The following is a 12738-nucleotide window of genomic DNA, read 5'->3' as shown; positions in this document are numbered from 1 at the left end:
AGTGACTAATAAATATATTTGTGAGGCAGTGTTTTTATGTTGTTTGTTACGTTAACCCAATTATTATTTTTAGTACTGCTAGTTTGGTTAGTTTGGCGAGTAGTTTTTAAGAAGGCTGAGGGTGATGCGGGAGTTAAAGCAAAACCAAGGGAATATTTAGCTTGGTTGGGGGCGCTAATTGTTTTATTGGCAGTAATTCTAGCTTTATTAACCCCTAATAATGGAGCAGTTGTCCAAATTTGGAGTATTTTATCTTTACCTCTAAAACCATTAGGATTGTCTCTTTTATTGTTACTCTTTGGTTTGATGGGAATTAAAAAAGGAGGAATAACTAAAGAGGCGGAAAATTATATCAGAATTGCTACCGGAATTTTATTGTTTTTTAGTATTCCGATTATTGCTTTTTTTATGGTGCAATTAATTGAGTCTGATTCAATTTTGGCTTTACAAGCAGCGGTGCATCGGCGAGATAAAGTAGATGCTATTGTATTGTTGGGACAGGCAACAACTCAACAGCCGTTTTTGGAAGCGAATCGGGTTCACTTGACAGATGCGGGCGATCGTATTTTGCAAGCCGCTAGAGAATACGATCTCCAGTTAAAATTAGGCAATGATGCCTCTATAATTGTTAGTGCTGGCCCTAGACCCGGGCAAAGATTAAATCCTAATCAACCTAACCCTCCTGAAGCTTTTGCTATTGCCAGAATTCTCAACAGTTTAGGTATTCCTAAATCAGCTATTTTAATTGAACCCACAGGCGTAGATATTCGTACTAGTGCCGAAGCAATTAAACGAAAATATATAGATGAAGGCAATATGAGTAAACGAATTATTTTGATTTCTTCGGCTTTAAATATGCAACGCGCTAGACAAACATTTGCCCAATTAGGAATTTCCACAATTCCTAGTCCAGCTACTTTTTATACATTTCAAGCCGGAGGAGTTCCCAGAGTTCTGTTTAGAGTTACGCAAAAAGATAAATGCGATACTATTAGTATTACTTTCAATAATGCCAGAGAAGTGCAATTTTCGGATTTTATGCCTAATGTAGATTCTTTATTGCTGAGTACTCGCGTAATTAATGAGTTTTGGACATCAGTTTATTACTTTTTACGTGGTTGGTTATCTACGGAAGTCGATCCCATTCCTTCACTTGAGAATATAAAATGTTAAAAGTGGGAACTTTAGTACTTTTATTTAGGAATATACGACTGAAGTCGCTACTACGAACGTTAATATATATTTATGGCTAATTCTCGATTAAGAAAACTTGGTAATTATCTCCGTCCTTACTGGAAAAAAGTCAGTTTGGGCATCCTAGCATTATTTTTTGTCAACAGCTTAGGGGTATATATTCCCCTGCTAATTCGGAAAATTATTGACGAACTTAATGTTACTTTTAGCTTTAAGCAAGTTTTAAGTTACGTGGTGGTGCTTTTCATTTTGGCATCTATCATGTGGGTGATTCGCATTGTTTCGCGAATGTTAATTTTTGGGATTGGGCGACAGGTAGAATTTGACTTAAAGCAAAAGATTTTTCAACATTTACTCACTTTAGAACCATCTTATTTTCATAGCAATACAGCTGGGGATATTATTAACCGGGCGACTAGTGATGTAGATAATATTCGGCGGTTATTGGGTTTTGCGGTGTTGAGTTTGGCAAATACTTTATTTGCTTATGGGTTGACTTTGCCAGTGATGTTAACTATTAGCCCATTTATCAGTTTAGCTGCGATCGCAGTTTATCCCTTCATGTTACTAATTGTTCAATTATTTAGTAACAAATTGCGTGGCGAACAATTGGAAGTGCAAGAAAAGTTATCTAACCTGAGTGAGTTAATTCAGGAAGATATGAGTGGGATTTCTTTAATTAAAATTTACGCTCAAGAAGCAAATGAAAAACGGGCTTTTACTGAGTTAAATAATCAACTATTGCAGGCAAATTTAAACCTAGCTAGAACTAGAACTACTTTGTTTCCTTTAGTTGAGGGAATGGCTTTTATAAGTTTGCTGGTTTTATTGTGGGTGGGAGTAGGTGCGATCGCTAACGGTACAATTACTATCGGAGATTTTGTTGCCTTAATTCTCTATGTAGAACGCTTAGTTTTCCCCACAGCTTTGTTAGGTTTTACAATTACAGCATATCAAAGAGGAGAAGTAAGTGTCGATCGCATCGAAGCAATTTTAAGTGTAGAAGCGAAAGTCAAAGATCTACCAACCTCTGTACCTCTACCACAGGAAAAAGTTAGAGGTAAATTAGTAGCAAAAAACCTGAAATATATATATCCAGGTTCAGAAACTCCCGCTTTAAATCATATTAATTTTACCATTGAACCGGGAGAAACTGTAGCAATTGTCGGGCCAATTGGTTCGGGTAAATCAACATTAGCAAATGCGATTCCGCGGTTATTAGATATTTCCCCAGGAAGCCTATTTTTAGATGGGTATGATGTTACTTATTTGCGGTTGCAAGATTTACGAAATGCGATCGCTTACGTACCCCAAGAAAGTTTTCTCTTCAGTACTACCATTAAAAATAACATTCGCTACGGCGATCCAGTAATTGAACACCCATTCGTAGAAAACGCAGCCAAACAAGCACAAATTCACGAAGAAATTACTACTTTTCCCCAAAATTATGAAACCTTAGTTGGCGAAAGAGGAATTACCCTTTCCGGCGGACAAAGACAGCGTTCCGCATTAGCCAGAGCATTATTAATTGACGCACCAGTGTTAATATTAGATGATGCCTTAGCTAGTGTAGATAACCAAACAGCAACAGCAATCTTAGAAAATTTATCTTCAGGAAATGAACGTAAAACCGTAGTGTTTATTTCTCATCAGATGTCTGCTGCTGCTAGTTGCGATCGCATTTTCGTCATGGATAAAGGCGAAATAGTCCAAGTAGGAACTCACAGCGAATTACTAGAAAAACCAGGATTATATCGATCGCTTTGGAATCAGCAAAAATTAGAAGAATTACTGAAATAGGTAAGCTGTTTTTCACCCGTTCCCCAATATAATTATTTCCTTCCCAAAACTTCCAACGGGTGAGTTTCAGCCGTAGTTTTCAACTTGGTTGTCTTTGCTTGTAAAATCTCAAATAGTGAAATTGTATAACAAGCAATGAAACTCATAACTACTAATTCACCGCCATCCTCTAAAAGAGTTAACCAAGGATTTAACCCAGGAGAATTAACTGCTATATGAACTAAGTCTAGTATAACTCCGCAGAAAGCCAGAGCAAACATCATCATAATTAAATGTTTGGAAGCTCGACGGGAAGTGTAATCACTAAATCTATAAGTTAAAGTAGTTAATATTAAAAAAACTAGCACAACTGTCCCAGTTACCGCAATTTCACCAAAATCTTGTCCGCGCAAATTGAATAATCCAGGGATGGCAAATTTATTACTGATGATACTACCTAATCTTTCATGAATTTCAGCTGCATCATCAAGTAAAAGATAAAAGAATAATAATGACCAAGTTCCATATAAAAATAACCCAGTTCTTACAGCTAAAACGCCTAATATTACGGCAATCCAATACTCTTTAATATACTGAAATACTTCCGAAAATCCCCTGTCTGTCTCCAGAGAAAACCCTATATTTTTAGTTAAACTAGAGTAGGAATAAATCAAATGAAGCAACATAAAAGCAATATCAGTGACTAAAAATAAGCAAAATAGTCTAATTGACTGATTGGTAAAATTGAATTTATTGAAAAAGTTAAATCCTTTTAGTTTCATCATCTTTTAACCTCGAAAATTTAAGCGCATCAAGCTATCTGTAGGCTGTGCTAGCGTAGCGTAACGCAACATTGCTACAGATAGTTAAACTTAATTTAGTCAGTCTTTAATCTAAACTTAAACTACTGTCCGATCGCTCTTTCTTTTGGATGATCTTGCCGAAATCAAAGAGAATCGAAAAAATGAACTCCAGGTAAAGAGAGATTTTGCAATTGAGAATTAATCCTTTCCGCTGTAGATAAGCCAGACTGCAAAGCACTTTCCAGCAAATTTCCGCCACACCAATCGCCACAACAAATTAAAGGTAAACTTGTTTGAGTATCCAAGAACATTTCTGCCAAAGGAAGACGCGGAAAAGCATAACGCCAGCGATGTACTTGGAACCATTCAGGACTATCTAACCAACTCAACCAATGTGTAGCTGCACTCGCTAATAGTTCTCTTCCAGCGAGTTGTAAATCTTCCGCATCTAAGTAAAGTTGAGCAAATTTGGCACTACTTTGAATCACAAAAACAGGTGATGTAGAATTTGAGCGTTTACTACTATCTAAACCGATCCAAGCTAACCGATCGCTTTCAGGAAAAACAACTGCTTTTTCAGGTCGATCGCATTGACAAGAACTAGAATAACCTGCCATAACCGTAATACAAGGATCGAATTCGATCGCCCTCAACCTAGCCAAAACCTCTTGAGAAATCAAAGATTCTAATAACATCAAAGCTTGCGGCGCAGGAATAGCAACCACCACCGCTTTCGCCATTAAACTTTTGGGCAACTCATCATTATTAGCAGCAAAATTTAATTGCCAACAAACTGGATTATTTAAAATAATTGACTCAACTCGATGATTTAACCAAACTTCCAAACCAGAAGCCAAAAACTTAGCAACCGCACTCATTCCTTCTGGCGCAATGTAACAGCTAGTGGAAATTTGAGAGTTAGGTGAAAACTGATAAATTTTATCTGTCCATAGTTTTAGAACTTGGCGATCGCATAAAATCTTTACCAAACCCTGCAAAAATTCACCTTTCCCTTCCAAATAGCGCAAACCGTGATCGGCGCGAGTATCATATAAACGGCGCGTCGCCACTCTTCCCCCCACACCACGCGACTTTTCCACCACTACCACCCGATAGCCAGCCTGACGCAATTGTTGCCCCACAGTCAAGCCAGCCACACCAGCACCAATAATTGCCACATCAAACATGACTTACTGAACTCCGCATTCAAAGGGATAGAAGTAGAATAAGGTACAGCAACGAATCTCTAGTCTGGGAGGGTTCGATTTTGGATGAGTTGAGATCGGCGCTGGAGTTAGCAACAGAAGAAGAATTGCAACAACTTACCGCAATTCTGTTCTGCCGCAAATTTAATCCTATAGATTATATTCACACGCCTGACCCCATAGAAGTGCAAAGCCAAGACCGTGAAGCTTGGCTAGAAATGATTGAAAATAGATTTCGTTTTTTAGCAGCAGATGGCATAACAGTATTGCGAGGGCGTACCCAGCAAGTAACCTACCGCCAAACTTTAATTCAAGTTTGTCGCTATCTCAAAATCCGTTATTCCCATAAACTTTCCACCACAGACTTAGAAGCAGAAATTTTCCTCAATCTGCTAAAACGGGCTTGGAAAGAATTACCTGCTGGCGATCGAAATGAGATTACCAAAAGAGTACAAGTTGGATTAGCTGAATCTAAACTTTCTCAACCTTTACCCCTTTCCGTACAAAAAGATCCTTTTGGTTGGCTGATTAAAGGTGGTAGTGCTTTAGCCGTAACTTCCATCGTCAAACCAATGCTTTTGCAACAAATTGCCCGTCAATTTGCCATTCATTTCACTACCTATCAAATGGCGAAGCAAGCTATTGTTCAAGGCGGCGCAGTAGTAGCCACAAAAGTTCAAGGTTACATGGCTTTGCAAGCAGCGGAAAAAGGAATGGCAATCACAGCTGCTCGATATTCCGCAGTGCGTGGTATATTTTCATTCTTAGGCCCCGCAATGTGGGCTTGGTTTGTTGCAGATGTTGGTTGGCGGGCAATTTCTACCAACTATGCGCGAATTATTCCCACAATTTTTGCCTTAGCCCAAATTCGTTTAACTCGTGGGGAATGTTGGGAATTAGCTTAATCAGATCGAGGATGAAGGATGAAGGAAAAACTTTTGGATTTCAAAAATAAAACCTCTCACTTTCATCCCGATTCAGGGCTGCAATTTTTATGGAATATGTTTCAACTGGGTTTACTTTTTTTCCCGGTAATTCCAGCAATAGGAATGGTGTTACTTGGTTTATCAGCTTTAGGAACTTGGTGGAAAAAGTATCGGCAAATTATTAGTCAACCTTTAACTTGGGGTTTTGCCATTCTCACAGTTTTGTTAGTGATAGTATCGAGTTTTGGCTATTACCGAACCGAAGCTTATTTAGGGTTAGGCAATTTAATTCCCCAGTTTATCTTTTTTACTGGCATTAGTGCATTAATTCAAACCCCCGCCCAATTAAGGCGAATTAGCTGGATTTTAGTAATTACTTCTGTTCCAGTAGTAATTTTTGGTTTAATACAAATATTATTAGGTTGGGGAACAGTTGGCGAAGTGCAAAGTTTTTTGGGTTTAGCGATCGCACCCACCGGAAACCCCCCAAGCAGAATGTCCGCTAACTTCATGTACGCCAACATTCTCGCCGCCTATCTCACAGTAGTTTTTATTTTAAACTTAGGTCTATTAATCGAAAACCTCCCCCAAAAAAGAACCACCCAGTCCCCATTCCCCAGTCCCCAGTCCCTATTTTTAGGATTATCATTGTTAGGAAATTCTCTAGCTTTACTATTAACAAATTCGCGCAATGGGTGGGCGATCGCAGTTTTCGCCGCCCTAACTTTTGCCGTATATTTAGGTTGGCGTTGGTTAGTTTTTCTGGTTGGCGCAATTTCAGGAATTGTCCTATTATCCGCCTTTGCACCTTCACCAATTCGGGAACCTTTTAGAAAAATAGTTCCCTATTTTATTTGGGGAAGGCTTTCTGACGAAATGTTTAGCGATCGACCAATTGCCCTATTACGTTCAACCCAATGGAAATTCGCCTTATCACTCACCCAACAACGCCCCTTAACAGGTTGGGGATTACGTAACTTTTCCCCCCTTTATATTAGCAAATATTCCAGCGAGCAAATGCCAATTTGGTTAGGACATCCCCACAATTTATTTTTAATGTTCGCCGCAGAAATCGGCATTCCTGCCACAATTCTCTTATGTAGTTTAGTCGGTTGGGTAATCTTTAAAGCCTTTTTATTAATCAGAGATTGGTCAGATACTTTAGCCGATAAGTTAATATTTTTCAGTCATTTAGTTGCCTTTTTCGGTTGTATTTTATTTAATACCGCCGATGTCACCATGTTTGATTTAAGAGTTAATGCTTTAGGTTGGTTATTATTAGCTGGAATTTGGGGAGTTGTGAGTTCTCATCGCTCAAATATTTAACATCTCTGATACTTTTGGTAGCACAGCAAATCCTGTTTAGATCTCAGCAGAAATAATTACATCAATCATCTCATTTTTATGTTTCCGGTAAATCCGAAAGTCACTATCCAAAGTTAATACGGAACTGCCTTCTATTAACTCACTCATCCTGACTAAACAAGCATCAGCTAACGACATTGGTACATTCTGATATCTCTTCATTAACTGGCAAATACTTCCTATTTCATCATCAAGATGAAGTGATATTGTAATTACTCCAGCCTCCAACATTGACATAACTGCATCTTGTCCGCCGTAAGTTCGCCGTAGTAAAAAACACGCTTCAGAAATTACAGCTTCACAAGTAAATAAAGGTATTGCTAGATTTTTCCAAGTTTCTTTCGTCCAATGATGGAAGTTATCTCCTTTATCAATAAAAGCAACTAAGGGACTTGTATCTAAAATCACCTTGGTCTTCATTCTTTACCAAATCCTTCTAGATAAGCTTTATTAGTAGAAAGATCGCCCAATCCACTATCAACACATCCCGCCCACTGTTGGGCTGCTTCATAAGCAGAAATAGGTCGTGTTTCTGCTGCATCTTTTTGGGATTTAAATTGCAAAAATTGCATAAAATTAATAACTTCCTGCTGTTGATCGATCGATAATTTTTTAAATTCATCGATCATTAGTTGTTCGTTATTAACGGCTTGTGTCATATTTCACCTGGGGAAACATTTAGTGTTCTAACCTTAGACAAAAGAATGTAACTCAATTTTACCAAAACTTCATCTTTCTTTTATTTGTCAATCGAATAAAGGCTAAAATACAGTCCAAGATTCGATGGTTAGTCTGACTGCATAACTTTAAGCGGAAGTATCGCTAAAATAGTCGATAAACTTTCACAACTAGTCAGGGGGAAGCAGAGGTGACTAGCAACAGGGCGACAGAAAACCAAAATCAAACCAGCGTTTCCACCAAAGAGCGCATAAAATCGAGTTATTACGGCTTACTAGGGCTGCATCCTGCCGCATCGCCTGTAGAAATTAGACGGGCTTACCGAGAATTAAGCAAACGCTACCATCCTGACACGACGAATTTACCAAAAGCGATCGCCACCAACAAATTTCAACAACTCAACGAAGCCTACGCCACCCTCAGCAACCCCGAACGCCGACTAACCTACGACTACCAAATAGGCTACTCTCGCGTCGCCGTAGTTCAGCCAAAGCCAAACCTACACCAACCAGTTGCCCAAAAAACCCATTCCTCCTCCGCCTACCTCGACCCCACAGACAGACCCCTCGACGGAGGAGAAATTTTCGCCTTATTTCTTCTCGTTTTAACCTTCATTGGCTGTTTAGCCCTAGCCTTCGTCGTCGCCTTAACCCGTGGCGAGTCAGCATTACAGCCAATAGTCAAAGAAAATCAAACCATACTCAAACAACTCACCCCCACCCCAATAAGTTCATTCCCAGTTCACAATGCACCACCACTGAGCTAATAAACGTAAAAATAATAAGAGAAGGTTAACTATTTCCTCACCTTTAACTTATTAAACTATGACGATTCCTCCTCCAGAAACTCCCTTGTATAACCATCCTTTACCAGAAATAGAACAATGGTTAAAAGCGCAAGGATGTCAACAGGACGAAACAGAACTGCATTGTTGGCGAGTCGAAAAACCCGCCTGGAAAGCCGAACTGTGGTTAGATATCGACCAAATAACAGTTCGTTATCTTAACGCTGGGGAAAATGGTCAAGATATTCAACGTTCTTTCAAATATTCCCTGAGTCGCCGCGACATTGAAGAAGCAGTTTTCTCAGGCCCGTAAAATCAGTTCGTAGTAGCGACTTTAGTCGTTTATTTAGTCCAAGAGAAGGACTAAAGTCCCTACTACGAACCTAAGTTTTTAGACTTTACCAAAACGTCGATCGCGCCTTTGATAAGCAGACAAAGCTTGATGAAACTCCTTCCGGTCAAAATCAGGCCAAAGAGTTTGAGTAATATAAATTTCCGCATAAGCCATTTGCCAAAGCAGAAAATTACTAATTCGCATTTCACCACTAGTCCGAATTAATAAATCGGGATCGCAAATTCCCGCCGTATAAAGATGACTTTCAAACAAAGATCGATCGATTTCTTCAGGATTTAAAGTACCTTGTTTAACTTGATTAGCGATCGCTCGACAAGCCTGTAAAATTTCCTCCCTTCCCCCATAATTTGTCGCCACCGTAAACTTAATTCCTTGATTCTCTTTAGTTTCAGCCATCGATCGCTCAATCTCAGCTTGCAACGAAGATGGCAAAGAATTCAAATTTCCCACAAAGCGAATTTGCACATTCTCCTGCATCATTTCCCGCAATTCTTGACGCAAAACCCGCTCAAACAAAGTCATCAAAAAATCAACTTCCTCTAAAGGTCGCCCCCAATTCTCCGTCGAAAACGCATAAGCAGTTAACGCCTCAATACCCCAATCCTTACAACAGCGCAACAAATCCTTCAGCGCATCAACCCCTCGCCTATGCCCCATAATTCGCGGTAAACCCTGCTGTTTCGCCCAGCGTCCATTACCATCCATAATTACTGCTACGTGCCTGGGCAATCTCTCAGGTTCTAAATCATCTGGCAAATATTTTAAAACAGTTTGTTTGGCAGTCATATAAACTTTATAAATCTAGAATGCGTTAGTTTTTCAATCTCAGGAACAGTTTCAATTCAGTTAATTTTTAGCATCTAAGAAGTATCAGGTTCGATCGTCACATCATTACATTAAATAGCTTGCTCCTATTTTCCCTCACTGACAAGTCATTTCTTATCCCGTGAACTTGACCGCCTACCCAATAAACGCCTAGACAGCGCCTGTCCACCAGAACCCATTCCGCGAACTAAATCAAGTATTTGATCCCGGAGTGAATGAACCACCTCTCCCTCCTTAGATGGAGAAAAGCGCGACTCCAGAATTTCCTTCAGTTTACTGCTGGTTAAAGGTCGATTCAGGACTCCCTTTTCCGCTAAAGAAATTGACCCCGTTTCTTCAGATACAACAATACACAAACAATTTTCGACTCGCTCCGTAATTCCCATCGCCGCCCGGTGGCGCGTCCCCAACTGCCGAGATGCCGTTCGTTCCGAAAGAGGTAAAATTACCCCAGCGGCCACAATTTGCGAACCAGCCACTAAAACTGCCCCATCATGTAATAAAGTTGAAGGTTGGAAAATCGTCTGTAACAGTTCCTTAGATACCTCCGCATTCAGCTTAACTCCAGGCACCGAAAAATCCTGCTCATCAATTGGACTACTAGTTTCCATTATGATTAGCGCCCCAATCCGGTTTTGAGACAGTTCTTTCACCGCATCAACAATTTCATCAGTTACGCTGTCCTGCTTCGGCATAACTCGACCAGGGTGACTAAATAATTCCAAAATTTTCCCCCGACCTAGCTGTTCTAAAAATCTGCGAAACTCCGACTGGAAGATCACAGCCATCGCCACAGCCGAACCAACCACTAATTTATCCAGAACAAAACTCAACAGATACAGGTCTAGGCTTTTGCTTAAAACACTAGCCAACATCAGGATAATAAATCCCCTAACCACCCAAAGGGTGCGTCGCTCACCAATGATGACCAGCACCATATAGGTGAGAGCCAGAACCAACCCCACATCAACTAAACGTAGAACCCAACTAGGGTCGGTCAGCCATTTGCGTAGCGTATCTCCCATCAGTTCTGGAATAAATTTACTCTACAACTGCCCTCGCTCTTACCATATCAGTTAAGCTGAACGAGACTTTAACCAAAAAGAATTTAGTTTTATCATAATTTCAATTATTACCAATGGAATCACTGGATTAAAAATTCTCAGATTTTCCATTTAATTTTAATTGGTTTTTTCACTGAAATCGCTAAAAAAAACTTTTCACCGCTTGAGATAAATATTGCTTTTCGAGCTAAAAAGTATTTAATTCAAAATTCAATATTTTGGCAGACAGAAGAAAGGTGAAAGGGTAAAGGTGAAATTTAAAATTTTCCCCTGTTTCCCTGTTCTCCTGCTCCCCTGCTTCGATCGCCCATTAACTAGCTAGCTTTTAGCTTAGTCTTTCTGGGAGGCGATCGCATCTTACCAAATCCTGATAAGTTTCTCGCCGAATAATCACATTCGCTTCCCCATCTTTCACTAAAACCGCTGCCGGACGCGGCACTCGGTTATAGTTAGAAGCCATGCTGTAATTGTAAGCACCTGTACTGGGCACTACCAAAATATCTCCCGGTTGAGTTGGTGGCAAAGAAATATCTTTAATCAAGATATCTCCCGACTCACAATGTTTCCCAGCCACAGTCACCGTTTCCTGCAAAGGCAGAGACATCCGATTGGCAACCACGGCTCGGTAAACTGATTGATAAGTAATCGGGCGAGGATTATCTGACATTCCCCCATCTACAGAAATATAAGTGCGAATTTCCGGCACTTCTTTCCGACTGCCAATAGTATAAGCTGTCACACAAGCCGAACCAATTAAAGAACGTCCCGGCTCACACATTAATTTGGGCAGAGGTACTTGTTGCGCTTCACAAGCAGCCGTTACCGCTTCACAAACCACCTTCGACCACTCAGTAATACTTGGGGGATCGTCTGCTTCCCTGTAGCGAATCCCTAAACCACCACCAATATTTAAATGAGTTACTGGTAAACCATAGTCAGCTGCTTTTTTCAGCCACTCTACCATTACCCCTGGTAAATCTTGATGCGGTTGCAGTTCAAAAATTTGCGAACCAATGTGAGCGTGTAATCCTATACATTTAAGTTGCGGATTTTTGCTGAGAAAGCTCAATACTCGATCGATTTGATGCGGATCGAAGCCAAACTTACTATCTAAGTGACCAGTGCGGATATATTCGTGAGTATGACATTCGATCCCCGGAGTTAGCCGCAGCATAATTGGTGTTGGCAATTCTTTTGCTGCTAAACTCGCCAAAGTTTCCAACTCTAACCAATTATCGACGATAATTGTGCATTTAGATGCGATCGCTAACTCTAATTCCTGAACTGACTTATTATTGCCATGAAAATACAACTTTTCGGGAGCCACACCAGCCTGAAGCGCAGTGTAGAGTTCCCCTCCAGATACTACCTCGACAGCTAAACCTTCGCTGTGGACGATCGCACAAACCGCCAAACAATTCCAAGCTTTAGAAGCATAAACTACCTGAGATTCCCCAGGATAGTAACTTTTAAAACTATCGCGGTACTGACGACAAGCAGTTAAGAGAGTTTCTTCATCTAAAATGTAAAGCGGTGAACCAAATTGTGCCACCAAAGAAGTGACATCGCAGCCACCAATTTCCAAACAGTCACTACTATTGACCTTAGCTGTTAAAGGTAAAAGTTCCTGATTTGGCGAAGCAGTAGCACTCCTAGAGTCAGAAAAATACTGAGAACCAGAATCGCGAATCCCAGCAGAGTGAGTTGATACCATAGTGAGGGAGTGATCCTAAAAAATTCAAATTAACAAGCTTAAGTGC

13 protein-coding genes are annotated in these 12738 nt (G+C 40.1%); 6 read left to right on the top strand and 7 right to left on the bottom strand.

Translation table 11 applies throughout. The annotated features are described in order from the left end of the window. Positions 1–36 precede the first annotated feature (36 nt). Together ACE1B6_RS11080 and ACE1B6_RS11075 are read left to right on the top strand one after the other, a co-directional pair. A complete protein-coding gene (locus ACE1B6_RS11080) occupies positions 37–1173 on the top strand; it encodes a YdcF family protein (protein WP_413257285.1) in 1137 nt (378 codons plus the stop codon). A 72-nt stretch (positions 1174–1245) separates the two neighbouring features. After that, the gene (locus tag ACE1B6_RS11075; RefSeq protein ID WP_413257284.1) at positions 1246–2994 is read left to right on the top strand and encodes an ABC transporter ATP-binding protein; all 1749 of its coding nucleotides are present in this window, start codon (positions 1246–1248) and stop codon (positions 2992–2994) included. Positions 2995–3026: 32 nt separating this feature from the next. Here the strand turns inward: ACE1B6_RS11075 and ACE1B6_RS11070 are convergent, their stop codons facing one another. After that, the gene (locus ACE1B6_RS11070; protein WP_413257283.1) at positions 3027–3758 is read right to left on the bottom strand and encodes a hypothetical protein; all 732 of its coding nucleotides are present in this window, start codon (positions 3756–3758) and stop codon (positions 3027–3029) included. A 161-nt stretch (positions 3759–3919) separates the two neighbouring features. Then, the gene (locus ACE1B6_RS11065) at positions 3920–4963 is read right to left on the bottom strand and encodes an NAD(P)/FAD-dependent oxidoreductase (RefSeq protein ID WP_413257282.1); all 1044 of its coding nucleotides are present in this window, start codon (positions 4961–4963) and stop codon (positions 3920–3922) included. An 80-nt stretch (positions 4964–5043) separates the two neighbouring features. Here ACE1B6_RS11065 and ACE1B6_RS11060 point away from each other — a divergent pair, with 80 nt between their 5' ends. Together ACE1B6_RS11060 and ACE1B6_RS11055 are read left to right on the top strand one after the other, a co-directional pair. Further along, positions 5044–5886 (top strand): YaaW family protein, encoded by an 843-nt coding sequence (locus tag ACE1B6_RS11060; RefSeq protein WP_413257281.1) that lies wholly within the window; start codon positions 5044–5046, stop codon positions 5884–5886. Positions 5887–5904: 18 nt separating this feature from the next. Beyond that, the gene (locus ACE1B6_RS11055; protein WP_413257280.1) at positions 5905–7233 is read left to right on the top strand and encodes an O-antigen ligase family protein; all 1329 of its coding nucleotides are present in this window, start codon (positions 5905–5907) and stop codon (positions 7231–7233) included. A gap of 36 nt (positions 7234–7269) precedes the next feature. On the opposite strand, the gene ACE1B6_RS11050 is transcribed toward ACE1B6_RS11055, so the two are convergent. Further along, positions 7270–7692 (bottom strand): type II toxin-antitoxin system VapC family toxin, encoded by a 423-nt coding sequence (locus tag ACE1B6_RS11050; RefSeq protein ID WP_413257279.1) that lies wholly within the window; start codon positions 7690–7692, stop codon positions 7270–7272. After that, positions 7689–7931 (bottom strand): hypothetical protein, encoded by a 243-nt coding sequence (locus ACE1B6_RS11045; RefSeq protein WP_413257278.1) that lies wholly within the window; start codon positions 7929–7931, stop codon positions 7689–7691. Before ACE1B6_RS11045 ends, ACE1B6_RS11050 begins: the two co-directional genes overlap by 4 nt. 209 nt (positions 7932–8140) lie before the next feature. Between ACE1B6_RS11045 and ACE1B6_RS11040 the strand changes: the two genes are divergently transcribed. Both ACE1B6_RS11040 and ACE1B6_RS11035 read left to right on the top strand, forming a co-directional pair. Then, a complete protein-coding gene (locus tag ACE1B6_RS11040) occupies positions 8141–8716 on the top strand; it encodes a J domain-containing protein (protein ID WP_413257277.1) in 576 nt (191 codons plus the stop codon). Between the two features lie 58 nt (positions 8717–8774). Then, on the top strand, positions 8775–9047 hold the full coding sequence (locus ACE1B6_RS11035; protein WP_413257276.1) for a DUF3143 domain-containing protein: 273 nt from the start codon (positions 8775–8777) through the stop codon (positions 9045–9047). Between the two features lie 78 nt (positions 9048–9125). Here the strand turns inward: ACE1B6_RS11035 and ACE1B6_RS11030 are convergent, their stop codons facing one another. The 3 genes from ACE1B6_RS11030 to lysA all read right to left on the bottom strand — a co-directional run bounded on the left by ACE1B6_RS11030 (position 9126) and on the right by lysA (position 12692). Next, positions 9126–9875: an isoprenyl transferase gene (locus ACE1B6_RS11030; RefSeq protein WP_413257275.1), complete on the bottom strand. Its 750-nt coding sequence runs from the start codon at positions 9873–9875 to the stop codon at positions 9126–9128. Between the two features lie 146 nt (positions 9876–10021). After that, the gene (gene cdaA, locus ACE1B6_RS11025; protein WP_413257274.1) at positions 10022–10939 is read right to left on the bottom strand and encodes a diadenylate cyclase CdaA; all 918 of its coding nucleotides are present in this window, start codon (positions 10937–10939) and stop codon (positions 10022–10024) included. A 364-nt stretch (positions 10940–11303) separates the two neighbouring features. Next, positions 11304–12692, bottom strand: a complete 1389-nt coding sequence (gene lysA / locus ACE1B6_RS11020; RefSeq protein WP_413257273.1) for a diaminopimelate decarboxylase — start codon at positions 12690–12692, stop codon at positions 11304–11306. Between the last annotated feature and the right edge of the window lie 46 nt (positions 12693–12738).

This window comes from Floridaenema fluviatile BLCC-F154, assembly GCF_041929135.1.
Classification (GTDB): Bacteria; Cyanobacteriota; Cyanobacteriia; order Cyanobacteriales; family Aerosakkonemataceae; genus Floridanema; species Floridanema fluviatile.
This window is presented reverse-complemented; position numbering and strand designations above follow the sequence as displayed.

What these genes read in the sequence shown, in the direction of transcription:
- ACE1B6_RS11035 (WP_413257276.1), top strand. Translation starts at nt 8,775, where the DNA reads ATGACGATTCCTCCTCCAGAAACTCCCTTGTATAACCATCCTTTACCA.
- ACE1B6_RS11045 (WP_413257278.1), bottom strand. Translation starts at nt 7,931, where the DNA reads ATGACACAAGCCGTTAATAACGAACAACTAATGATCGATGAATTTAAA.
- ACE1B6_RS11030 (WP_413257275.1), bottom strand. Translation starts at nt 9,875, where the DNA reads ATGACTGCCAAACAAACTGTTTTAAAATATTTGCCAGATGATTTAGAA.
- lysA (WP_413257273.1), bottom strand. Translation starts at nt 12,692, where the DNA reads ATGGTATCAACTCACTCTGCTGGGATTCGCGATTCTGGTTCTCAGTAT.
- ACE1B6_RS11055 (WP_413257280.1), top strand. Translation starts at nt 5,905, where the DNA reads ATGAAGGAAAAACTTTTGGATTTCAAAAATAAAACCTCTCACTTTCAT.
- ACE1B6_RS11080 (WP_413257285.1), top strand. Translation starts at nt 37, where the DNA reads ATGTTGTTTGTTACGTTAACCCAATTATTATTTTTAGTACTGCTAGTT.
- ACE1B6_RS11050 (WP_413257279.1), bottom strand. Translation starts at nt 7,692, where the DNA reads ATGAAGACCAAGGTGATTTTAGATACAAGTCCCTTAGTTGCTTTTATT.
- ACE1B6_RS11065 (WP_413257282.1), bottom strand. Translation starts at nt 4,963, where the DNA reads ATGTTTGATGTGGCAATTATTGGTGCTGGTGTGGCTGGCTTGACTGTG.
- ACE1B6_RS11070 (WP_413257283.1), bottom strand. Translation starts at nt 3,758, where the DNA reads ATGATGAAACTAAAAGGATTTAACTTTTTCAATAAATTCAATTTTACC.
- ACE1B6_RS11075 (WP_413257284.1), top strand. Translation starts at nt 1,246, where the DNA reads ATGGCTAATTCTCGATTAAGAAAACTTGGTAATTATCTCCGTCCTTAC.
- cdaA (WP_413257274.1), bottom strand. Translation starts at nt 10,939, where the DNA reads ATGGGAGATACGCTACGCAAATGGCTGACCGACCCTAGTTGGGTTCTA.